General features: G+C 66.2%; 20 protein-coding genes, 1 tRNA gene and 1 pseudogene. 13 read left to right on the top strand and 9 right to left on the bottom strand.

Annotation, left to right across the window (positions count from 1 at the left end; translation table 11 throughout):
* Positions 1-244 precede the first annotated feature (244 nt).
* From JK358_RS01115 to JK358_RS01105, 3 genes are all read right to left on the bottom strand, one after another.
* A complete protein-coding gene (locus JK358_RS01115; RefSeq protein ID WP_372440603.1) occupies positions 245-1,336 on the bottom strand; it encodes a glycoside hydrolase family 183 protein in 1,092 nt (363 codons plus the stop codon).
* 174 nt (positions 1,337-1,510) lie between these two features.
* Positions 1,511-2,275 carry a crotonase/enoyl-CoA hydratase family protein gene (locus tag JK358_RS01110; RefSeq protein WP_201942323.1) on the bottom strand — a complete coding sequence of 255 codons (765 nt, stop codon included), beginning with the start codon at positions 2,273-2,275 and terminating at the stop codon, positions 1,511-1,513.
* 18 nt (positions 2,276-2,293) lie between these two features.
* Complete coding sequence (locus tag JK358_RS01105) at positions 2,294-3,076, bottom strand: alpha/beta fold hydrolase (protein ID WP_201942320.1); 783 nt, start codon at positions 3,074-3,076, stop codon at positions 2,294-2,296.
* Positions 3,077-3,149: 73 nt separating this feature from the next.
* Here JK358_RS01105 and JK358_RS01100 point away from each other — a divergent pair, with 73 nt between their 5' ends.
* From JK358_RS01100 to JK358_RS01085, 4 genes are all read left to right on the top strand, one after another.
* Complete coding sequence (locus JK358_RS01100) at positions 3,150-3,374, top strand: hypothetical protein (protein WP_201942317.1); 225 nt, start codon at positions 3,150-3,152, stop codon at positions 3,372-3,374.
* Positions 3,361-3,660 (top strand): hypothetical protein, encoded by a 300-nt coding sequence (locus JK358_RS01095; RefSeq protein WP_201942314.1) that lies wholly within the window; start codon positions 3,361-3,363, stop codon positions 3,658-3,660. The genes JK358_RS01100 and JK358_RS01095 overlap by 14 nt, the downstream gene beginning before the upstream one ends.
* Before the next feature lie 54 nt (positions 3,661-3,714).
* On the top strand, positions 3,715-4,038 hold the full coding sequence (locus JK358_RS01090) for a hypothetical protein (RefSeq protein WP_201942311.1): 324 nt from the start codon (positions 3,715-3,717) through the stop codon (positions 4,036-4,038).
* A 110-nt stretch (positions 4,039-4,148) separates the two neighbouring features.
* Positions 4,149-4,601, top strand: a complete 453-nt coding sequence (locus JK358_RS01085) for a hypothetical protein (RefSeq protein WP_201942308.1) — start codon at positions 4,149-4,151, stop codon at positions 4,599-4,601.
* 71 nt (positions 4,602-4,672) lie between these two features.
* On the opposite strand, the gene JK358_RS01080 is transcribed toward JK358_RS01085, so the two are convergent.
* Positions 4,673-4,743, bottom strand: a tRNA-Gly gene (locus tag JK358_RS01080).
* A 267-nt stretch (positions 4,744-5,010) separates the two neighbouring features.
* On the opposite strand from JK358_RS01080, the gene ctaD reads away from it, so the two are divergent.
* The 3 genes from ctaD to JK358_RS01065 all read left to right on the top strand — a co-directional run bounded on the left by ctaD (position 5,011) and on the right by JK358_RS01065 (position 8,864).
* Complete coding sequence (ctaD, locus tag JK358_RS01075) at positions 5,011-6,771, top strand: aa3-type cytochrome oxidase subunit I (protein ID WP_201942305.1); 1,761 nt, start codon at positions 5,011-5,013, stop codon at positions 6,769-6,771.
* A 32-nt stretch (positions 6,772-6,803) separates the two neighbouring features.
* Positions 6,804-7,382, top strand: a complete 579-nt coding sequence (dcd, locus tag JK358_RS01070) for a dCTP deaminase (protein WP_201942302.1) — start codon at positions 6,804-6,806, stop codon at positions 7,380-7,382.
* Between the two features lie 123 nt (positions 7,383-7,505).
* Complete coding sequence (locus JK358_RS01065; RefSeq protein ID WP_307817212.1) at positions 7,506-8,864, top strand: Hsp70 family protein; 1,359 nt, start codon at positions 7,506-7,508, stop codon at positions 8,862-8,864.
* 248 nt (positions 8,865-9,112) lie between these two features.
* Here the strand turns inward: JK358_RS01065 and JK358_RS01060 are convergent, their stop codons facing one another.
* A complete protein-coding gene (locus tag JK358_RS01060; RefSeq protein ID WP_201942299.1) occupies positions 9,113-9,562 on the bottom strand; it encodes a hypothetical protein in 450 nt (149 codons plus the stop codon).
* Positions 9,563-9,785: 223 nt separating this feature from the next.
* Here JK358_RS01060 and JK358_RS01055 point away from each other — a divergent pair, with 223 nt between their 5' ends.
* The 4 genes and pseudogenes from JK358_RS01055 (at position 9,786) to JK358_RS01040 (ending at position 15,956) form a co-directional block, all read left to right on the top strand.
* Entirely contained in the window at positions 9,786-11,219 is a 1,434-nt protein-coding gene (locus JK358_RS01055; protein WP_307817211.1) for a helix-turn-helix domain-containing protein, read from the top strand.
* Between the two features lie 25 nt (positions 11,220-11,244).
* Complete coding sequence (locus JK358_RS01050) at positions 11,245-12,504, top strand: pyridoxal phosphate-dependent aminotransferase (RefSeq protein ID WP_201943709.1); 1,260 nt, start codon at positions 11,245-11,247, stop codon at positions 12,502-12,504.
* A 482-nt stretch (positions 12,505-12,986) separates the two neighbouring features.
* A pseudogene (locus JK358_RS01045) lies at positions 12,987-14,246 on the top strand (YibE/F family protein); the annotation flags it as partial.
* Between the two features lie 756 nt (positions 14,247-15,002).
* On the top strand, positions 15,003-15,956 hold the full coding sequence (locus JK358_RS01040) for an esterase/lipase family protein (protein WP_201942297.1): 954 nt from the start codon (positions 15,003-15,005) through the stop codon (positions 15,954-15,956).
* A gap of 7 nt (positions 15,957-15,963) precedes the next feature.
* Here JK358_RS01040 and JK358_RS01035 read toward each other — a convergent pair whose 3' ends face one another.
* Both JK358_RS01035 and JK358_RS01030 read right to left on the bottom strand, forming a co-directional pair.
* The gene (locus tag JK358_RS01035; RefSeq protein ID WP_307817210.1) at positions 15,964-16,770 is read right to left on the bottom strand and encodes a lytic polysaccharide monooxygenase; all 807 of its coding nucleotides are present in this window, start codon (positions 16,768-16,770) and stop codon (positions 15,964-15,966) included.
* Between the two features lie 225 nt (positions 16,771-16,995).
* Complete coding sequence (locus JK358_RS01030) at positions 16,996-17,757, bottom strand: copper homeostasis protein CutC (RefSeq protein WP_201942294.1); 762 nt, start codon at positions 17,755-17,757, stop codon at positions 16,996-16,998.
* A 176-nt stretch (positions 17,758-17,933) separates the two neighbouring features.
* On the opposite strand from JK358_RS01030, the gene JK358_RS01025 reads away from it, so the two are divergent.
* Positions 17,934-19,499 (top strand): FAD-binding oxidoreductase, encoded by a 1,566-nt coding sequence (locus JK358_RS01025; RefSeq protein ID WP_201942291.1) that lies wholly within the window; start codon positions 17,934-17,936, stop codon positions 19,497-19,499.
* Between the two features lie 2 nt (positions 19,500-19,501).
* Here JK358_RS01025 and JK358_RS01020 read toward each other — a convergent pair whose 3' ends face one another.
* The gene (locus tag JK358_RS01020; RefSeq protein ID WP_201942288.1) at positions 19,502-20,335 is read right to left on the bottom strand and encodes a cyclase family protein; all 834 of its coding nucleotides are present in this window, start codon (positions 20,333-20,335) and stop codon (positions 19,502-19,504) included.
* Between the two features lie 67 nt (positions 20,336-20,402).
* Positions 20,403-21,182 carry a helix-turn-helix domain-containing protein gene (locus tag JK358_RS01015; RefSeq protein WP_201942282.1) on the bottom strand — a complete coding sequence of 260 codons (780 nt, stop codon included), beginning with the start codon at positions 21,180-21,182 and terminating at the stop codon, positions 20,403-20,405.
* Between the two features lie 198 nt (positions 21,183-21,380).
* Here JK358_RS01015 and JK358_RS01010 point away from each other — a divergent pair, with 198 nt between their 5' ends.
* Complete coding sequence (locus JK358_RS01010) at positions 21,381-21,758, top strand: hypothetical protein (protein ID WP_201942279.1); 378 nt, start codon at positions 21,381-21,383, stop codon at positions 21,756-21,758.
* Positions 21,759-21,840: the final 82 nt, after the last annotated feature.

The following is a 21,840-nucleotide window of genomic DNA, read 5'->3' as shown; positions in this document are numbered from 1 at the left end:
CGAACACAATCCGTGTTCGCGGCCGATCCGCCAGAGGTTCGGGGCGCGGGCCTCGGCAGCCACACCGCGGTTCGAAGGACCAGCCCCCGGCAGCCACACCGCGGTTCGAAGGACCAGCCCCCGGCAGCCACACCGCGGTTCGAAGGACCAGCCCCCGGCAGCCACACGGCGGTTCGAAGGACCGGCCCCGGCAATCTCAGGGGTTCGGGGGCGAAGCCCCTGAGAGCCCAGGAGAGTTCTTTTCCTACAACGTGGTCTTCATCAGGATCACGTTGTACTGGCTGTGCACGGTAGTGAGGAAGTACAGGTCACGCCCGGTCTGATACGGGAAGATCGACGGCGCGTAGGCGGTGGGCAGTTCGCGGGTATCGATCAGCACGGACGGCGCACTCCACGGCCCCTCGGGGCTCGGCGAGGTGTACATGACCACCGAGTTCCACGGATCCGTGGTGAGCATGATGTATTGCCCGAGGTAGTCGTTCCACATCACCGACATCTCGGATACTCCGCCGCCGATGACCGGCGCGGCCGCGTTCACATCGTCCTTGACCCACTTGTCGCCGTTCCAGTACTCGTACTCGGCGAGGTCCCCGATGGCCGGTTCGGGGACCCGGGCGAGGAAGGCGGCGTTGTTGCGCCCCGATGGCGTCCCGTACTCGTAGACGAACCCGCCGGCCTTGAGGAAGGCGTTCATCTGGAAGTTCCCGTTGCCGCCGTCGTCGGGCCGGCGGGTGGCGGGCAGTTCGACCCAGTTCTCCCCGTTGTCGCCGGAGACGGCGAGCCCGGAGAAGTTGGTGGTCCACTGGCCGACGTCGTCCCAGGTCTTCACCGACATGAGGCTCATGTACTGGGTGTCGCCGACGGAGATGGCCGCGGTGGGAATCCGGCTGATCTCCAGGAACGGAATCTTCGGGCTGGGGATCAGATCCCGCGCCTGCCCGAACACGTCGCGGACCACGCTGTCGAAGTAGATCCCGTTGGCCGGATCCTTGGTGTGCGAGCGGACCAGGATGTTGGACCGCCACGCCCAGGTGCTGCCGACCAGCAGGTTGGGGAAGCCGAGCCCGGCGGTGTCACCGAAGGTGGTGAGCATTTCGCCGCGCCCGTTGTCCCACATGATGCCGAGGTCGGTGCCCAGCACGTTGTAGTTCTGGGTGTTGTTGGGGCTCTGCATGCCGGTGACCTGGAAGACGGCCTTGCTGCGTCCCGGCAGTTGCGGCAGGCCGTTGGTGCCGTTGAGCACCGGAATCGGATTGATGGCGTTGGGGTTCGCTGATGCCGGTGTGGTCACGGTAAGGAGCAAGGCCGAGGCTCCTGCGAATGCGGACAGCAGCAGGGATGCGGACTTGTGCAATGCGTGGGCCCTCCGGTTCGCGCCGACTTAATGAGCGGACCACACGGTATGTGACGGGCCGCACAAAGTGTTCAGCTCGCTGGCAAAGTGTGAAAATGCTAACAGCGCAGCGGACACCGCGGGGGCATCGAACCGGATTGTTTGCAGTGAATTGGCTTACTTTGCCGAATTGGTACCGCGACCCATGGCCTGCCGCACGATGAGCGGAAACTGGGTCGCCCGCTCCACTGCGAGGGTCCGTCGCACCGAGGCCTGCCAGGTGCGATCGAACAGTTTCTTGGCGCTGGCCACGGCATGCGCGGGCCGGGCGGCGATCCGATCGGCCAGCTTCTCGGCGGCCGCGCGGGGATCCGCGTCGACCTCGGTGACCAGGCCGATCTTCTCGGCGTAGGTCGCGTCGACGGGGTCCGCGGTCATGGTCAGCAGCAGTGCTTTGTCGACGCCGATAAGTCGCGACAAAGTGGCCGCGCCCGTCATATCTGGAATGAGGCCGTGCTTGGCCTCCATCACCGAGAATTCCGAATCCGGCGTGACGAATCTGAAGTCGGCGGCAAGTGCGAGTTGCAGTCCGCCGCCGTAGCAACGCCCGTGCACGACCGCGATCACCGGCTGTGGCAGCCGCCGCCACGCCCAGCACGCCTCCTGGAAGACGTTGGTGCCCTTCCACGGCAGCGGCAGGAAGGCGAGCGCCACGTCGAGCGGATTGCTCATGGCCTTGGCGACATCGAGTCCGCTGAAGAAGCTGGGCCCGTTGCCGGACAGGATCACCACGCGGATGTCGGCACGCTTACCGATGACCCCGGCGACCTTCGCCAGTTCGCGCAGCATCTCGATGGTGAGGCCGTTGTGCTTGTCCGGCCGGTCCAGGGCCACGTAGGCGCGGTCGCCGTCGAAGCTGAGGGAGACGTTGTTGTTGCTCACTGCGTACTTCCTTGTTGCTCAACCCAGCTGGTCCAGCAGGAGCCGGGCGCAGCCGGCCGGGTCGTCGTAGTACGGCGTGTGGCCGCTACCGTGCAGGGTCACATGTCGGGCGCCGGTCAGGACCTCGCGGGCGCGCCGGGCCTGGGTGGCGTATGTGAGCAGTATGTCGCGGTTGCCCCAGGCGATGGTGACCGGGATGGTGTCGACGGCGCTGCGGTCGGGGAGCCGGAAGTCGGTGAAGGAGGCCAGTGCGTCGTCGAAGCCGGTGGCGCCGAGCAGGCCCTCGGCGGTGGCGACGGCGACCTCGGGGGTGATGTCCCACGGCCTGCCGAACACCAGCCCGGTGAAGGCGGTTCGGCCGGCGACGCTGCTCAGGATGCTGTGCGAAACTTTCGGACCCAGCAGTCGCACAAGGTCTTTCGCGCGTCCCAGGGCCTGCTGGCACCACACGCGTCCGGGTGTGTCCCAGAATCCGATGGGGGAGTAGGCGGTCACGGACCGGGCGAGCACGCGCGCCGCCAGGTCGAGCACGATGCCGCCGCCCATGGAATTGCCTGCCAGGTGCGGTCTTTCGACGCCCTCCTCGGCCAGGAACTCCACCAGTGCGTCGGCCAGGGTGGAAACGGTTGTGCGCGAGAGGGGTTCGCTGGCGCCGAAACCGGGTAGGTCGACTGCGATGACATCGAAGTGTTCGGCGAGTGCGGGGATGATCGGCTCCCACACCTGCCACAGACTGCCGACCCCGTGCACCAGCACGAGCGGCTCCCCGCGGCCCGACCTGTGGTGGTTCAACTTGGTCACCGGGCCACCGTAGCAATGGTTGACGTATCGCCAATAGGGCAAATCGGCCAATCCGAACGGTAGGATAAAAGGTATGGCTACCAGGAAGGTGACCTTGTCGCTCGATGCGGCGGCCTGGTCGTATGCCGAACAAGCCGCGGCCCGTGCGGGCATGTCGCCCTCGGCGTGGATATCCCGCGCCGCCCGGCGCGAAGCCATCCGGACCGGGTGCGGTCCGAGCTTCGACGAGACAGCGCGCGCCGAAACGGAAGAGGCGGAGCTGGCCGCCGCTGAGGAGGAGATGCGTGCGCAAGGGTGAAGTCTGGCTCTACCACCCGCACGGCGACGCTCCCCGGCTTCGCAACATCATTCTCATCAGCAGCGACGGCATCAACGAGTCGCCGCGCCCGTGGTTGATCGCCGCGGAGGTGCTCGACGACGACCCGCAGGACATTCTGGCGGTGTCGATTCCGGGTCACGGCTGGATTCACGCCGGCAATCTGGGCCGCATCTATCGCGGCTGGCTGACGCACCATATCGGCACCGTGGACATCGATACCGCGGAACGTATCGACACAGCGCTGCGCGCGGCCATGGATCTGTGAGATCGTTCCTGGCGGCATCACGCCGTCGTCTGTCTGCCGAGAATAGAGGAACCAGTGAGGATTTCCCTGATCGCCGCCGCGCTCGTCGCGCTCCCCCTGCTGACCGCCTGTGGTGGTTCGGACTCCGAGTCGAACATCACCGCGGCCGATGTATCGAAGGCTCTGCAGGACGGCGGTCTGAAGGACACCAAGCTGGCCGACTGCGCCGCCGACATCTATGTCTCCGAGGGCATTTCGCAGGACGGCCTGCGCCTGATGATCAAGAACGACATCAAGTCGGCCACCGCCACCGACCCCGAATCCCTGGGCATGACCAAGGAGGATTCGGAGAAGGCGAAGAACGCCACCAACCGCATCGTCGGCGAGTGCCTCAAGTAGGCCTTGTCCACCAGGGCTTTTGGTATTCGCCAACCACTTCGTAAGCGGTGCTCCCCATTCTGTTGTGTGACGGTGATCGTTCCGTCCCACAACGGATTCGAGGATGTGCGATGAGGAAACCCCTGATAGCGGCAGCCCTGCTGATGCTGCCGCTCCTGGCCGCCTGCAGCAACGACCAGGAATCGGCCCCGCCCGGCACCACGGCCGCCGCCTCGGTAGCCGCGACCACCACCGCGACAGCCCCCGGCCCCACCTCCCCCTCCGCCACCACCTCGGTGCAAGCCGGCGCGACCACCACCTCCGGCACCACCGTCTCCGGCCCGCCCCTCACCGCCGCCGAAATCTCGGAATCCTTGCAGGACAAGGGCAAACTCGACGCCAAGACAGCCGACTGCATCGCCGCCGTCTACATCGACGAGGGCATCTCCCAGCCCGGCCTCCGCAAAATCCTCGACAGCGACTACAACTCGGCCGCGATCAGCCCCACCGACCTCGGCCTGACCACCTCCGACATCCCCAAGGTCGCCAAGGCCACCACCCGAGTCGTCTCCGAGTGCATCTGAGCGTCTCGGGAACCATTCGCAACGAAAAGACCCTCCGCCAGACGTGCTGGTCGGAGGGTCTTTCTGTGGAGAGCCGGTGACGGGAATCGAACCCGCAATTCGACCTTGGGAAGGTAGCGTGTTGCCACTACACCACACCGGCAGTGCGCTAGGCGCGATCGCGACTCTATCAGACGGCGGGCGCGGGGGCGCAAATATTTACCGGGGTGCGGGAAGGTGGGGTTTCGGGGTGTCGGGGCGGCGCGCCGAAGATCGCCGGGGATCTTTCGCCGAAGCAGGGGGTTCGTTCTACGGGCGGTCGTAGACTGTGCCGCAGGGTCGAAAACCCGTCCACCACAGGGAATTTGGATGCGCTGAACGTTAGCTGGCGCGCGGTTCGGTGCTTCCTGCCGGGGGTCGAGGAGGACTTATGACCGCGGTGCCCGCCAAGGAGGTTCCGCAGCTGCAGGCTGCGCGGCCTTATCCACGCCGGATGGGGCCCAAGGGGTCCTTCTTCTGGAAAGCGCTGACCACCACCGATCCCAAGGTGCTCGGGATCATGTACATGTTCACGGCCATCACGTTCTTCCTGATCGGCGGGCTGATGGCGCTGCTGATGCGGGTGGAGCTGGCGCGGCCGGGGCTGCAGGTGCTGTCGGCGGAGCAGTTCAATCAGCTGTTCACCATGCACGGCACGATCATGTTGCTCTTCTATGCGACACCGATCGTCTTCGGATTTGCCAATGCTGTGCTACCCCTGCAGATCGGGGCGCCGGATGTGGCTTTCCCCCGCCTGAACGCCCTTAGTTACTGGCTCTATCTGTTCGGGGCCAGCATGGCCACGGCCGGATTCATCACCCCCGGCGGCGCCGCCGACTTCGGCTGGACGGCCTACGTGCCCCTCGCCGACGGCGTGCACTCGCCCGGCGTCGGCGGCGACCTGTGGATCATGGGCCTGGCCGTCTCCGGTCTGGGCACCATCCTCAGCGGCGTCAACTTCATCACCACCATCGTGTGCCTGCGCGCACCCGGTATGACGCTGTTCCGCATGCCCATCTTCACCTGGAACATCCTGGTGACGAGTGTGCTTGTGCTGCTTGCCTTCCCGATCCTCACCTCGGCGCTGCTGGTGCTGGAGATCGACCGGCGGCTGGGCGGCCTCGTCTTCTCGGCAGCCAATGGCGGCGCCATCACCTGGCAGCATCTGTTCTGGTTCTTCGGCCATCCCGAGGTGTACATCATCGCGCTGCCGTTCTTCGGCATCGTGTCGGAGATATTCCCGGTGTTCAGCCGCAAACCGATCTTCGGCTACACGACGCTGATCTACGCGACGCTGGCCATCGGCGGCCTGTCGGTGGCGGTGTGGGCGCACCACATGTACGCGACGGGAGCCGTTCTGCTGCCGTTCTTCTCGATCATGACGTTCTTGATCGCGGTCCCGACGGGCGTGAAGTTCTTCAACTGGATCGGCACCATGTGGCGCGGCCAGCTGACCTTCGAAACCCCGATGCTGTGGTCGGTCGGGTTCCTCATCACGTTCCTCTTCGGCGGCCTGTCCGGCGTCGTGCTGGCCTCGCCGCCGCTGGACTTCCACGTGTCGGACTCGTATTTCGTTGTGGCGCACTTCCATTACGTCCTGTTCGGCACCATCGTGTTCGCCACCTTCGCGGGCATCTACTTCTGGTTCCCGAAGATGACGGGCCGGCTGCTCGACGAACGCCTGGGCAAACTGCACTTCTGGACCACGTTCTGCGGTTTCCACCTGACATTCCTGGTGCAGCACTGGGTGGGTAACGAGGGCATGCCGCGCCGGTACGCCGACTACCTGCCGCAGGACGGATTCACCACGCTGAACACGATCTCCACCATCGGCTCGTTCGTGCTCGGATTCTCGATGATCACGTTCGTCTGGAATGTGTTCAAGAGCTACCGCTACGGCGAAGTGGTGACCGTCGACGACCCGTGGGGCTACGGCAACTCGCTCGAATGGGCCACCAGCTGCCCACCGCCGCGGCACAACTTCTACGAACTACCGCGCATCCGCTCCGAACGCCCGGCCTTCGAACTGCACTATCCGCACATGGTCGAGCGGATGCGCACCGAAGCCGAAGCGGGTTGGGGACGTCACAAACCGAAGGCGGTGGAATCACCGGAGCCGGTCTCGATCGAGAAGGAATCCGGCCCGAAGTAATTCTGCGACCGGCTGCCACTACGCTCTTGCCCGTGCTGCTTTCCGATCGCGATATCCGTGCGGAGATCGCCGCTGGGCGTCTTTCGCTCGAACCCTTCGACGAAAAACTGGTTCAGCCCTCGAGTATCGATGTGCGGTTGGACAACTTGTTCCGGGTGTTCAACAACACCCGGTACACCCATATCGATCCTGCTCAGCGGCAGGACGAGCTGACCACCCTGGTGGAGCCGAAGCCTGACGAACCGTTCGTGCTGCACCCGGGCGAATTCGTGCTGGGCTCCACCCTCGAGGTGTGCAGTCTGCCCGATGACCTGGCCGGACGCCTGGAAGGCAAATCCAGTCTGGGTCGCCTCGGCCTGCTCACGCATTCCACCGCCGGTTTCATCGATCCGGGTTTCAGTGGTCACATCACGCTGGAACTGTCGAATGTCGCCAATCTGCCCATCACGCTGTGGCCGGGTATGAAGATCGGCCAGCTCTGTCTGTTCCGGCTGAGCAGTCCGGCCGAACATCCGTACGGTTCCGCCGCCGCCGGTTCCAAGTACCAGGGTCAGCGGGGTCCGACGCCGTCGCGCGCGTACTTGAATTTTCCGTTGGACAACGCGAACTGAGCCGTTCGCCAACTGTGCGCTCGCAGTGTCGCTTTCGAGAGATGTCCGTAATGGCGTGAATGTGTCGCTCGATGAGCGGATGCTCGGGTGTACGGAACGCGTGTCAGGCCGTATGGTGACGGCGTGAGTTCGGTATTGGGAGTATCGGTGGGGGCGGGCGCGGTTCGCGTCGCACGCCCGCACGCCGGGAATCCCGCCGAGCCTGTTCGCGCCGGATTCCACGGTGCGCCGGACGCATTCGATGTGCAGGCGATTCCGGTGGCGGAACGGCGTGTGGAGGAATTGGCCGCGGACGCGATCGGGGCGATGCTGGCGGCCGATCCGCGGATTCCGGCGACGGCCATCGCGTATCGCGACGAACAGCACGCCCGCGGGATTCGCGCCGAGCTGGCGCGCCGGCAGTTCACCGATTACGAGCTGGTGCCGGATGTGATCGCGGCGCTGGAGTTTCTCGAATACTCCGGGGAGCTACAGGGTTTCGGCACGGTGGCGCTCTACGATCTGGGCGCTTCGGGCCTTTCGGTCACGGTGCTGGATACCGCCACGCGGCAGATCTGCACCAGTGAACGCACCAGCGATATCAGCGGCGAATACCTGGATTCGCTGATCCGCGAACAGCAGATCGCATCCGGGCGAATCGCCCATCCTGCCGATCCGTCCGGCCTCGCGGCGCTGGATGCCCTGTGTCGCACCGCGAAAGAGCAGCTCTCCACTAGCAGCGCCGTCGCGCTCCCCTCCACCGAGGGCCTGGTCCTGCTCTCCCAGGAGAACTTCGAAGCCCTGATCATGCTGGCCGTGGAGTCCTCCGCCCGCATGACGCGAGATGTCATCCTGCGCTCCGAGCAGCCCGTGCAGGCGGTCGCCCTGATCGGCGGCTGCGCGCAGATCCCGCTGGTCTCCCGGGTGCTGCGCCGCTGGCTGGGCGTCCCCGTGGTGGTGCCCGCCGACCCCGACACCGTCGCCGCCCGCGGCGCGGCCATGCTGGCCCGCCCCGTCGCACACCGCCCCAAGGCGGCCGCCCCCTTCCCCTCGGCCTTCCGCGACGACCACCACCCCGCCCCCGCGCACCCCGATCCGGAACCGGCGTGGCTCGCCAATCAAGGTGAGAGCGAAGGCTTCTCCCGCCGCCGCGAGATCAGCGTCGCGGGCGTGGCCGTCGGCGCCCTCGTCGTGGTGGCCGCCATCGGCGTCACCCTGGGCTGGGGACCCCAAGTCCTGGAACACGATTCGCAGAGCCAGGACGTCGCCACCACCACCGAGACCGCCACGACCACCACCTCGGCACCCCCGCCCACCACCGAGGCCGCCCCCACCACGGACCCCACCAACGACGCCCTGGCGGTCCCGCAGCCCCGCTACCAGACCACCACCACGGAGCCCCCACCCCCGCAGGGCGGCCCCAACACCATCACCGTGATCCCCGGCCTACCCCCCATCGTCGTCCCGACGATCCCCCCACTCTTCGAGGCGCCGGCACCCTGATGCCCTAGCCGCCGCGAGTCAGCTCTCCGACTCGCAGCCGCTGGCTGGCGGGGAGGTTCGTCTCCGCCGCGGTCGCTGTTGGTTCAGGAGTCCACCTTCCTCGCCACCGCCCCTGGGGGTTCGGGGGCGAAGCCCCTGAGAAGTTCGAAGAGTTCGTTTTCTCCGAATCCGAGTCCGCCCCGTCGACTGCCAGAAAGGGGCGGACTCGGTGGGCCGGCGTGGGCGCCGGTGCGAGGGCGTGCTGCAGTTCAGCCCTCGCTTTCGATTCCCACCGCCAGAGCTGTCGTGATGAGGGACGACAGGGGTGGGAGTTCGAGGTTTCGGGTGGGTGGGACAACCCAGTGGCAGCCTTCACGAGTCCAGCGGCCGAGGCCGGTGGGCAGCATGACGGCGCTGCCGATGGCGGGTATGCCGATGTCGAGCCGATTGAGTTCCTCCAGGATCTGGTCGCCGGGCCGGCTGTCGGGGTCGACGAGGAAGCTCCAGCGGATCTGCCGGGCGAGGGCGGGCGCGACCTGACGCTGGTGTTGCATTGCGTCCCGGACTTTTTCGGCCCGCGCCACGGGTAGATGCACGACGCCGATTCGTCCGGTGACCGGCAGCATGACGAAGCCTCCGCGTTCGGCCACCGGGAGCCCGAACTCGTGCCGGTAGTAGGCCACCCAGTCCTCTACCGTCCGAAGCTTGTCCGCGTTCACCACCCGCTCCTCGAGCTCCCGAGAATGGTGGGGAGCCTCCCGATTTCAAGGGTCGCGCCTACGAGGGCAGTGTGAATACGCCCGCTCGCTCGCCTTACGCTGCCCTTCCGCTGCCTCTGCTACCGGCGCGTACCCGACTGATACCAGCTATGTTTCGGCTGTGGCCGCGGTCACGATGCGCTCGTACCCTGGACATCGGAGTTCGTTCGGAAGGGATGACATCGTGGTCCGGCAGTGGTCAGGTAAAGAGGCCCGTGCCCTCCGCGATGCCAAAAGGATGAGTATCCGGGAGTTCGCAGCGCATTTGGGTGTGCACGAGCGCCTGGTCTCGAAGTGGGAAGCCGGTGGCGTCAGGGTGCATCCCCGTCCCATCAATCAGGCCGCCCTCGATACCTCCCTCGCCAGGTCCGACGATGTTGTGCGGGCACGGTTCGCGAGTTTGATCGATCAACCTCTGATCGACCGGCCCACCGTACCCGGTTTCGATGTGCGCCAGAGCGCTGCCTTTCAAACCAATGGCTTTGAGCGGCAGACCATTCCGGTGCAGGCCAGTTATTCCAGCGACGCGGAACTGCTGGCACTCGTCGACACGGGTGCGATGAGAGGCGATGCGTTAGCGGCGATTTCGGAGAGGGATCTGATCATGGCGGCTGCCCATGAAGCGAGTGAGCATGCCGGGCGTGCTGAGACCTCCAATGTGGGTGCGACCACGTTGGAGCAGCTGGACGCCGATGTCATGCGCATCGCGAACGATTACGTGCATGTGCCACCGGTGCCGATGATGGTGGAGATGCTGCGGGTGCGGCGTCGCGTGTACCGGTTGCTCGAGGGCAGGCAACGTCCGGCCGATACGTCGCATCTGTACCTGCTCGCCGGCACTCTGTCCGGGCTGCTCGCCAATGCCAGCACCGATCTCGGATATTTCGATGCCGCGGGCGAACAGGGAAGGGCCGCTTGGGCTTACGCGGAACTGTGCGAGCACAACGGCTTGCGCGCCTGGACCCGCGGCATGCAGGCGCTCATCGAGTACTGGTCCGAGCGTCCGCGCCGCGCGGTGCTGTTGGCGCAGAGCGGTCAGCAGTACGCGGAGTCGGCGACCGCGCGGGTGCGGCTGCTGAATATCGAGGCCCGCATCTGGTCGCGCCTGGGCAGCACACAGGACACCGAACGCTGCATCCGCGCCGCCGACGACGCCCGTAGCGGTGATGTCAGCGACACCCTGCACGACGAGGTGGGCGGCGTCTTCGGTTTCAAGGAGCCGAAGAGCCAGTACTACGCGGGCGCCACCTACATCCATCTCGGCCAGGCCGAGCCGGCGCTGGAGGCGACCAGCCGCGCCATCGACCTGTACGCGAACGGCCCGACCGAGCAGCGCTCCTACGGCGCGGAGGCCCTGGCCCGGGTGGACAGCGCCGCCGCGCATCTGATCAACGGCAGTCTGGACGGCGCTTCGGAGGCGCTGCAGCCGGTGCTGCAACTGGACGAGGACAAGCGCATCGCCCAGCTCGAGGAGCGCCTGACCGGCCTACGCCAGCGCCTGGCCACCCCCGAGTTCCGGGATGCGGTGGAGGCTCGTCACCTGGACGAAAGGATCGAGGAGTTCTGCGGGGCGACCGCCGCGAAGGGCATCATGCCGCCCGATACCGCGCGGGGATAAAAGCTGGTTGCGGGCTGATGGCACCATTGGACGGGTGAGCCCTTCCAGTCACCTACCGCATCGGCCCCCGCGCACCCTGGAGCAGTCGACCAAGCTCCAGAACGTTCTCTACGAGATCCGGGGGCCGGTACACGCGCACGCGGCACGGCTGGAATCCGAGGGTCATCGCATTCTGAAGCTGAATATCGGCAATCCCGCGCCGTTCGGTTTCGAGGCCCCCGATGTGATCATGCGTGACATGATCGCGGCGCTGCCGTACGCGCAGGGCTACTCGGAGTCGAAGGGCATCCTGCCCGCGCGGCGTGCCATCTTCACCCGCTACGAGCTGGTTCCGGGTTTCCCGCAGTTCGATGTGGACGACGTGTATCTGGGCAACGGTGTGTCCGAGCTGATCACCATCACCATGCAGGCGCTGCTGAACAATGGTGACGAGGTGCTGATCCCGGCGCCGGACTATCCGCTGTGGACGGCCATGACGTCGCTGGCGGGTGGCACGCCGGTGCACTACCTGTGCGACGAGTCCAACGACTGGCAGCCCGATATCGCCGATATCGAATCGAAGATCACCGAGAAGACCAAGGCGATCGTCGTCATCAACCCGAACAATCCGACGGGTGCGGTGTATTCGGCCGAGGTGCTGCAGCAGGTGGTGGATCTGGCGCGCAAGCATCAGCTGCTGCTGCTCGCGGACGAGATCTACGACAAGATCCTCTACGACGATGCCAAGCATGTGTCGCTGGCGACGCTGGCCCCGGATCTGCTGTGCCTGACCTTCAATGGTCTGTCGAAGGCGTATCGGGTGGCGGGTTACCGGTCGGGCTGGCTGGTGATCACGGGTCCGAAGGAGCACGCGGAGGGTTTCATCGAGGGCATCGATCTGCTGGCCTCGACCCGTCTGTGCCCGAATGTGCCTGCGCAGCATGCGATTCAGGTGGCGCTGGGTGGTCATCAGTCGATCGAGGATCTGGTGCTGCCGGGTGGCAGGCTGCTGGAGCAGCGGGATGTGGCCTGGGAGAAGCTGAATACGATTCCGGGCGTCTCGTGTGTGAAGCCGAAGGGCGCGCTGTACGCGTTTCCGCGTTTGGACCCGGAAGTCCATGAGATCCACGATGATTCGAAGCTGGTACTGGATCTGCTGCTGCAGGAGAAGATCCTGATGGTGCAGGGCACGGGTTTCAACTGGCCGCATCATGATCATCTGCGGATCGTGACGCTGCCGTGGGCGCGGGATCTGTCGGTCGCGATCGAGCGATTCGGCAACTTCCTCGCGAGCTATCGGCAGTGACGGACGGCACATTCAGTCATCCGGAGTCATGCTGGTCGCTTGACCAGCTCTTTTCCCGGGAATCGGTTCAAAAACAAACCGCTGGTACGAAAAAGTTGGGTTTTTAGAGACTTAGCTAGCGCAAAGAACCGTCTTTTGTGTACAGTGGTCCTCGGCACTTCAAGTGCCCCGGCTGGACCACCTACCCCCCCTGGGTCGTCCAGCCCTGGGTCCGGCAGGCCTACCCCCCCTGGGCCGCCGACCCCCGGGCGGCGGAGACATCCCCCTGCTCTCCGCCGCCCCCTCCCACTTCTTTCACCTGATCACGGGCAGTTGCGCGAGGCGACAACTGATTTCGTGAGATCCGGGTAACTCGTCGGGGACGTCCAAAATTGTTGTGGCACCTGGCCGCAAGCACGCGTGCACGGCGGTCGGCGGCACCACGCCGGGCGCAGAAGACACGGGGAGGCGGATCAGGAATGGTTTTCGTTTAGGCTGCCCGGGTGAGCGATCACCACCACCATTCCCACGATCATTCGGGCCCCATCGCCATCAGCGCGACGGCGGCCCGCGTCGTCATCGGCCTGCTGACCGTCATCGGCATCGCGGTGATGATCGGGCTGGTGTGGCTGTGGCCCAGCAAGCAGTCCATCGACATCCCGCTGCCCATGCAGAACGCCACCGGCGGCGCATGGGAAACCGAAGCGGGAACAGTGGTTTCGCAGAGCCTGGGGCCGTGCGGCAGCCCATCGCAGGGCAAGGTGTTCGCCGATGAACCGCAGCCGCCGCGCACCGCCGCCTACGAGTGCACGCGCAGCATTGTCGGCATCGACTCCGGGCCGGACGAGGGCAACCGGACCCTCTTCGAGATCGCGGAGGGACCGGGGCAGCCGAAACTCCATGTGGGCGACCACATTCGAATAGTCCGGCAGACCGACCCCACCGGCCAGACCATGTACGGCTTCGACGACTTCGCGCGCGGATTCCCGCTGGCCGTCATCGCCATCGTATTCGCGGTGGTGATCATCGCGGTGGCGCGGTGGCGCGGCCTGCGCGCGCTGGTCGGACTCGTCTTCGCCTTCGGCGTGCTGGTGGTGTTCATGCTGCCGGCGCTGCTCGACGGAAAGCCCGCCATCCCAGTGGCATTGGTGGCGGGCTCGCTGATCCTCTACGCCGTGCTGTACCTGGCGCACGGGGTGAACCTGCGCACCAGCTCCGCGCTGCTGGGCACGCTCGCGTCGATGGTGCTGGCCGCGGTGCTGTCCTGGGTGACGCTGGAGATGACGCATCTGACCGGGCTGTCGGAGGAGCAGAACACCACCGTCGCCACCTACCTCCAGCACGTGAGCATCACCGGTCTGCTGCTGGCCGGATTCATCATCGGCTCGCTCGGCGTGCTCAACGATGTCACCATCACGCAGGCCTCAGCCGCGTTCGAATTGGCGGCGCTGGATGAAAACGCCACCCGCCGAGGCATTTTCGCCGCCGCCATGCGGGTCGGCCGTGACCATATCGCGAGTACCGTCTACACCCTCGTGCTCGCCTACGCCGGTGGCGCGCTGCCCCTGCTGCTGTTGTTCAGCGTCGCCAACCGGCCCATTCGCGATGTGCTGGTCGGCGACGCGGTCGGCATCGAGATCGCTCGTTCGGCCGTCGGCGGCATCTGCCTCGCGCTGTCCGTACCGCTGACCACGGCCATCGCGGTCATGCTGGCGCGCCCGTTCGGCGGCAGGGCAGCGGCCAAGCCCGCTCCCGAGAAGCGTGCGGCGGCGTCGTCGCGGGCGGCCAAGTCCGGCGCGATCGTGGGCGGAGCTCGTGCGGGAACGCCGCGTCCCAAGACCGGCCTCGCCGCGAACGCGCCTCGAACCGGTGAAACACCGCGGATGCCAAGGACTTCCAGGGCGGGGGAGACACCCCGGTCTCGGAAGGACGGCGACCTGCTCGCTGCCGGTGAGACGCCGCAGAGCGGGCGGATGGACGACGACCGGTTCGCTACCGGTGAGACGCCCCGGGGCGCGTGGATGGACGACGACAGCGATGCCGGTGCGCCACAGCGGGGTTCGAGGTCCGGCGGCGTGCCCGATTCGGGCCAGAGTCCGTGGGGTTCGCCGAGGGCCTCGGGCCGGCCGGGATCGGCTGAGGCACAGGGCCTTCCGGGTGCCCATCGGACCGGCGAGATCCCGTCGTCCGCGTCCAATGCGCCCCGGCCGGGCGAGGATTCGTACACGACCGGATCGTGGGATGCCTTCTCGCTGCCGGAGCCGGACTGGGACGACGACGCGACCCCGCCGACCGGGATGCCGATCGTGCCGCCCGAGGACACCGATCCGCCCCGGCACGGACGGCATTCGCGGGACTGACCGCTGGTGGTTCGGGGGTCGGTTCCGGACACGCTGGGCGCGTGGAATCCGGTGGTGAGCGGCTGATTCCGAGTACGGTGACCGCACGCCCTGAATTTGCTGCAGGGTTGCGATTTCCCGTCTAGCGTCGCATGTTTTCGGCTAAGGAGCGTTGTCCGGATGCTGCTCGCCAAGTTCAAGACGATGCTGCTCGCCGGCCTGGCCGGTGCGCTGGCCGCCACCCTTGCCATCCCCGGAACCGCGTCGGCGGCCGACCTTCCGGTGGTGTGGGGGATGGGCCCGTTCATCGACTCCTCGCTGAACGCCAAACCGCCGTACGACCCGCCGGGCGGCAACGACTGGACCTGCAAGCCGACCGCCGCGCATCCGCTGCCGGTGGTGCTAGTGCACGGCGCGTTCGGCAATGGCGAGAACAGCTGGCAGGCGGTCTCCCCGCTGCTGAAGAACGAGGGGCACTGCGTCTTCGCGCTCAGCTACGGCACCTACCCCGGCGACAGCGGACTGCTGGGCGGCGTCGGCGGCCGCATCCCGATCATGGACTCGGTGCCGGAACTGGCCCGCTTCGTCGATCAGGTGCTGGCCGCGACGGGCGCGCCGAAGGTGAAACTCCTGACCTGGTCGGAGGGCACCCTGGTGAGCGCCGCGTACATCCAGTTCCTGGGCGGCGATCAGACCGTGGACGCCCAGGTGTCGCTGGCGCCCATCTGGAAGGGCACCCATGTCGCCCAGAGCCTGGTGAACACCGTCAATGCCCTAGGCATCTACAACAGCGTGTACACCGCCATGAACCCGCCGTGCGCGGCCTGCGCCGATCTGCTCGCCGGGTCGGCCTTCATAGACAAATTGCAGGCCAGCGGCGTCTACTCGGACAAGGTCCGCTACTACTCGGTGCTCACCGAGACCGACGGCCAGGTCGTGCCGTACACCCAGGGGTTGAAGGACGCCCCCAATGCCACGAATGTCATTCTGCAGCACGGGTGTTCGGAGGACCTGACCGGTCATCTGTTCCTCACCAGCGATCCGCGGGCGGTGCATCTGGCGGTGCAGGGGCTGGATCCGGAACTGCCGCGAACCATCCCCTGCGCCCCCAACGCGACTCCGGCCGGAATCTAGCGCCGCGTCACAGCCGTTGCCACAGCGCGGGTGTCGCGGTCGGCGTCCAGTTCGGATCGTGCACGGTGTGCGCCTGCAGGCAGCGGTAGCGGCCGCCCTGATAGGTCACCACCTCGCCGATCGCGTACTGTGCGTGGACCTTCCATTCACCGGCGGGTGTCGGTCCGGCCGTCGTGGTGGGTGGCCGGGTGCCCGGGGGTCGCGTGGTGACGGGCGGGTTGGTGGTGACCGGTGGCCGGGTGGTGGTGGCAGGCGGAGTCGTGGTGGTCATCGGTGGCGCGGTGGTCGTGGATCCAGCACCGCCGATCTGCAGATCGATACACGAGTAGAACGCATTGGCTGTGTCGCCGATATTCCAGACGGCCAGCAGCTTCTGCCGGCCGGTGAAGCTCCCGAGATCGACCGTGTGCGAGACGGATTGCGCGGGCTGCTGATTGTTCCCGTCGACCACCCCCACCCGGGTGTCCCCGATGTAGTACTCCCAGTTCTGGGTTCGATGCTGCGCGGTGAACGTCCAGTTGAATGTCACTGTGCGCCCGACGCTCTGCACCTGCCACGCTTTGCTGTCGTCGTCGAGATCGGCGAACCGCGCGACCCCGCCACTGCAGCTGCGTAGCCCTTTCGGCCCCTCCGCGCTCTGCGGCTCGTACCGGATCTCCCCGCAGCCGACGAGGCCCTGCGCGCACTGGGCCTGCCTGCTCATCGGCCCGGATACGTACCCGTGTGCGTGGGCATCGCCCGGCATGAGCGCCACGAGTGCGATGACCGCGCCCGCCGTGCCCCCGACAGCGCACAGTCTTCTACTAGCTACCACCTGAAACTCCTTGCGAGAGTGGGGCAGCGGGGGCCGGCATGCTGTCCCGTGACGGATCTGAGATGTGATCCGGGCCACTTTGAAGCAAAATCGTGCTCCAAAAGATATGCCCCAGCAACGCTTTGGTCAAGCGTCCTATCTCGCAAATCGAAAACTACTGCGCCGCCAGCAAACTCGACCCCTCCGCCAGCAAATGTGACTCACCAGTACCTGCGGAAACGCGCCTCACCCCATCGCCCGCACGGCCTCACACAGTGCCGCCACCCCGGACGCGTCCGTCTGGAAATGATCGAACCCGCTCGGCACCCCCACTTCGGAGAAGGAGACCTCCCCCTCGGGATCCGACATCCCCTTCACCGGAATCCGCACGGCCGCATGCAGATCCCGTACCCCGGTCAGCTCGAGCACCCGCCGGGCATTGTCGGCCCGCAGCCCGCCGCAGGCCATCACCTGGATTCGTCCGTCGGCCAGATTCTCGAGCCGCCCGATCAGCGCGGCTCCGTCGAGCACCGAAACCTGCCGCCCCGAGGTGAGCAGTCGCGTGAACCCCAGTTCCAGCAGCAGATCGAACCCCGCGAACGGATCCGTGCAGACGTCGAACGCCCGATGGAAGGTGACCTCCATGCCCTCGGCCGCCGCCAGCAGTTCGGTGTTGAACTCGCGATGGACATTCCCGTCGGTGTCGAGCACCCCGATCACCACCCCGTGCGCGCCGAGCTCCCGCGCCCGCGCGATATCGGACCGCATGATCGCCACCTCGTCCGCCGCGTACCGGAAATCCCCGGGCCGCGGCCGGACCAGTACATGCACCTCGGTCTCCCCGGCGCCCGCGACGGCCGCCTCGATCAATCCGGCCCCGGGGGTCAGACCCCCGACCGACAGCCCCGACCCCAGCTCCACCCGTTTCGCCCCCGCCTCCGCCGCAACCCGAACTCCCCTCAGTGATTCCACCGCGATCTCGACCCGAACCGCCCGCGCATCCGTCATACCTTGCAGTATGGGCGAAAACCGCGATGAATGATTGCCGAGAAATAGCAGTCGGCGCAGAACGTCGGTATCGGTGAACCGATGGCAACCGGCGGATGAACCAGGGTTCCCACCCGGCCGACCGGTCGCTATGGTCTGGGGCAGCTCTGTCAGTCGCTCCACCCGGGGGAAATTCCATGCCGCTGTCGCGCCGCCGCTTCCTGGCCGCATCCGCCGCCGGCAGCGCGGCCACCGTGCTGGGCCTCCCCGCCGCCCACGCGGACGAACCAGCAGTGATCCGTCCGGGCGACCGGGACTACGCGGCCCTTGCCGAACGCGGCTACAACCGCCGCTTCACCGCCCGCCCGCAGCGGATCGTGCTGCCGTCCACCGCCGACGAGGTTGCGACGGCCCTCGAACATGCGGTAGCCGACGGATTGCGACCCGCCGTGCGCTCGGGCGGGCACGGCTTCGAGGACTTCGTCGACAACGACCGCACCCAGGCGATCATCGATCTGCGGCGACTGTCCGAGGTCCGCTGGGACGACACCCACCGCGCGTTCTCCCTCGGCGCCGGAACGCAATTGGGCGCGGTGTACGACCGGCTCGACCGCGGCTGGGGTGTGACCCTGCCGGCGGGCATCTGCAAGGGCGTCGGCGCGGGCGGCCACATCAGCGGCGGCGGTTACGGTCCGCTGTCCCGTCGCGACGGTCTGGTCGTCGATCACCTGTACGGCGTGGAGGTCGTCACGATCGACGCCGCGGGCAAGGCTACGACCATTCTGGCCACCAGGGACGGCCCGCACGCCGACCTGTGGTGGGCGCACACCGGGGGCGGCGGCGGCAATTTCGGCGTGGTGACGCGCTACCTGATGCGCTCCCCGAATTCCGACGGCGCCGACCCGTCCCGCGCGCTTCCGAAGCCGCCCGGCAGCATGCTGAGCGCCCGTCTGATAGTGCCTTTCGCCGCCGAGGAATCCTTCGTCCGCTTTGTCGGCAACTATCTGGCTTTCTTCGAAAAGCACAGCGCCCCGGGCGATCTCGATACCGGTCTGTACGCCCCGCTGCACTTGCGTCCGGGCGCTGTCGGATCCGACATCCTGATCCTGATGGACGCCGACGCCCCGGATGCCCGCACGCGTTTCGACGCTTTCGTGGCCGCGGTGTCCGACGGCGTGAACCCGGCCCCGATTCTGCTGCCGGTAACCCGATCCGCTTACGCGGAAACGGTTTCGAACGTCTACTACGCCGCGGAGATGCCCGGTTTCCGCGTCAAGACGAAGGCCGCCTACCTGCGCCGGGCCTATTCCCCGGACCAGCTGCGCACCCTGTACCGCTATCTGGCCGATATCCGCTTCCTCGGCGAATCCCAGGTCGAATTCCTGCCGTTCGGCGGCGCGATCAATACCGTCGCCCCCGATGCCACCGCGGTCCCCGCGCGGGACTCCTTCATGAAGATGCTCATCCACGCCGCCTGGCGGCTGCCGGGTGACGACGACCGCTTCATCGCCTGGACCAGGCAGATGTACCGCGACATCTACGCCGATACCGGCGGCGTCCCCGTCCCCGGCGACCGTCATGCGGGCAGCTACATCAACTACCCCGACCCGGACCTGGGCGATCCCCGCTGGAACACCTCGGGCGTCCCCTGGCATGCCCTCTACTACGGCGCCAACCATCCGCGCCTGCGCCGCATCAAATCCGAGTGGGATCCGAAAACCGTTTTCCAGCACAGTCTTTCACTGGACCGCCCGGACTGGTGAGCTCAGCTCAACGCCAGCACCCGGCACGGTCCACCGGTGCCGCCCGCGTGCTTGGGCGCGCCGACCACCACCGTGGCCCCTACCGCGGGCACCCGCCCGAGATTCGCCAGCATCTCCACCCCGTACCGCCCGGCTCCGAGGATCGCGCTGTGCGCCCTGTACTCGCCGGTGGCCGCCTGATCCAGGCTCAGCGTATCCACTCCCGCCGCAACGATATTCCGCTGCGTGACGAGGAATTCAGCGGCCTCCCCGGCGAATCCGGGAGCGTGTGGCCGGCCCTGACCGTCCAGATTCAGGAACGAGCCCGGATTCACCAGCCGCCGCTCCCATCCGGAATACATGGCCACCAATGCCCGTTCGGGAATCCGCCCGTGCCTGCCCTCCCACTTCTCGATATCCGAAATATCAAGCGTCGCATCTGGATTCATATCGGCCCTGGCGGAGATATCGATGACGACCAGGGGCGCGACGAGGTCCTCGGCGGCGATCCGCTCCACCGACGCCGCACCCCGCACCCGGTGGACGGGTGCGTCCACATGCGTCCCGGTGTGCTCCCAGTACCCCACCGCGTTCTGCCCGAATCCCCCGTTCTCGTGCCATGCGACCTGCACCATCGCGAATGCCGGATTCCCCGGCCACACAGGCAGTTCCGGACTGAGAGTGTGCGTGAGGTCGACCACGCCGGTGGCCGGAACCAGTACGGCCCGCGCCATCCCGCCGCCTGCCACGGCCGCCAGGGCGCCGAGCCCCGCCGCGCCGAGCCAGGTCCGCCGGCTCGATCGCGCTGATTCCGTGGTGGTTTCGTGTGCGATGCGGACAATCCGCGGTGAACACATCTCGAACGTTCCCCAATACCTCTAGCAACCGGATGCGGAGTCCCAAAGAATTCCGTTCGGTCTATTTTCATTTTCTCCCACCGGTCGGCCCCACTCCGGTGCGGTGTGTTGCCCAACCGCATTCGGCCGAGTTGTGAAGTGGAACAAGTCGAAGTAACCACCAAGGGCGCGAAGGGAATTCGGGATTATAGAGGCGAACCCCCAAGCGCTGCACCTGTCCATTCGTCCAATCCCGGACCAGGAGGTGTTCACCGCCGGCCGGTTCCGACGAGTTGTCATTCCACAGCTCTTCCCACTCCTGTGACTTGCGGCAATTGGCGATGACCCGTTCGATGCCCGGGTCGGAGACGGTGATCGGCGAGAACATGCGCAGCGCGTGCACGAGGCGGAGCGCCTCCTGTCGCCACTCGACCACGACCGTACGGGCAATGGGTTCGAGGAACATCCATTCCACGAAATTCCCGCCGGCGTCGATGCCCGGAAATGTCCGCTGATAGGCCGCATTGACCGAGACAATCGTATAGGTCGGCATGCGGTAGAAGCTCGCGGGATGGTCGATGCTGGCCAGGTCCGCGAGGTCATGGGCGGTAGGGACGGTCACCGACCGCGGATCCCGGCCGAACGCCTCGGGCAGGCTCAGCTCGAGGATGTGACGCCTGTATACGGGTGGGACGTCGAGCTGGTCCAGCAGCGCCTGGAGGGTGTGCACCGTGGTGGATCGGGTGCCGAGTTCGACCTTCTCGATGAGCGAGGTGGAGACGCTGGCCCGTTCGGCGAGCTGCTTCCGGGTGAGCCCGGCGTCGAGCCGCCGCTGCCGCAGGAATTCGCCAAACATGTTGTTGACCAACGGATCTCACCTTCCAGGGCGATATGGTTTCGGTTCTGCTGTGGGCTCTCCCACGGATTGTGCGGACGACGTCCGTTGAAACGCCTTCTCTTCATCTTGGATAATAGAACATATGTTCGAACCGTGACTTGTTCGGCGGTGTGACCTGCGTGTCGGGAGGGTCATAACGCTGCTGCACTCGGGGTGGAAGGCGGTCTTGTGGGCTGGATGGAAAAGCGTGTCGGGAATGGAGTCGTGGCGGCAATGACCGATGCGGGGGTGGGTGCGGGGGAGTTGGCGGAGATGATCGGGCTTTCGGGTGACCTTTTAGCAGAACGGCTGGTGGCCCCGTCCACCTTCACGGTCACCGAATTGATCCTGATCGCAACGGTGTTGGGTTGTGATGTCGGCGGATTCCTTCCCGATGCCGATGGGTTCCCGATGGGGAGTACGAATTGGGTTGTCGCAGTGGTGCTTTTAGGCCCTGCTGCTAACAATCGGCAATCGTCCGACGCACCTATACCTTCCGGTAAGCGCGCGAATATCACTGCTACTGAGAGTCTTTGGGGATCTGCTCGTCCGGGTGATGCGATATAACTAGCCGTGGTTCTGGTACGCGAGTGTTGGTTTGTCCCGGGACCGCGCTCGACGACGAGCACTGGAGTTAAAAGGGGAAGGT

This window comes from Nocardia acididurans (assembly GCF_016741815.1).
In the GTDB taxonomy this organism is placed as follows: domain Bacteria; phylum Actinomycetota; class Actinomycetes; order Mycobacteriales; family Mycobacteriaceae; genus Nocardia; species Nocardia acididurans.
Note: the sequence above shows the minus strand (reverse complement) of the source record. Positions and strands in the feature narration are given on the sequence as shown.

Excerpts from the sequence above, each read along its gene's own strand:
- ctaD (WP_201942305.1), top strand. The coding sequence starts at position 5,011 with ATGACCGCGGTGCCCGCCAAGGAGGTTCCGCAGCTGCAGGCTGCGCGG.
- JK358_RS01100 (WP_201942317.1), top strand. The coding sequence starts at position 3,150 with ATGGCTACCAGGAAGGTGACCTTGTCGCTCGATGCGGCGGCCTGGTCG.
- JK358_RS01025 (WP_201942291.1), top strand. The coding sequence starts at position 17,934 with ATGCCGCTGTCGCGCCGCCGCTTCCTGGCCGCATCCGCCGCCGGCAGC.
- JK358_RS01030 (WP_201942294.1), bottom strand. The coding sequence starts at position 17,757 with ATGACGGATGCGCGGGCGGTTCGGGTCGAGATCGCGGTGGAATCACTG.
- JK358_RS01085 (WP_201942308.1), top strand. The coding sequence starts at position 4,149 with ATGAGGAAACCCCTGATAGCGGCAGCCCTGCTGATGCTGCCGCTCCTG.
- JK358_RS01040 (WP_201942297.1), top strand. The coding sequence starts at position 15,003 with ATGCTGCTCGCCAAGTTCAAGACGATGCTGCTCGCCGGCCTGGCCGGT.
- JK358_RS01020 (WP_201942288.1), bottom strand. The coding sequence starts at position 20,335 with ATGTGTTCACCGCGGATTGTCCGCATCGCACACGAAACCACCACGGAA.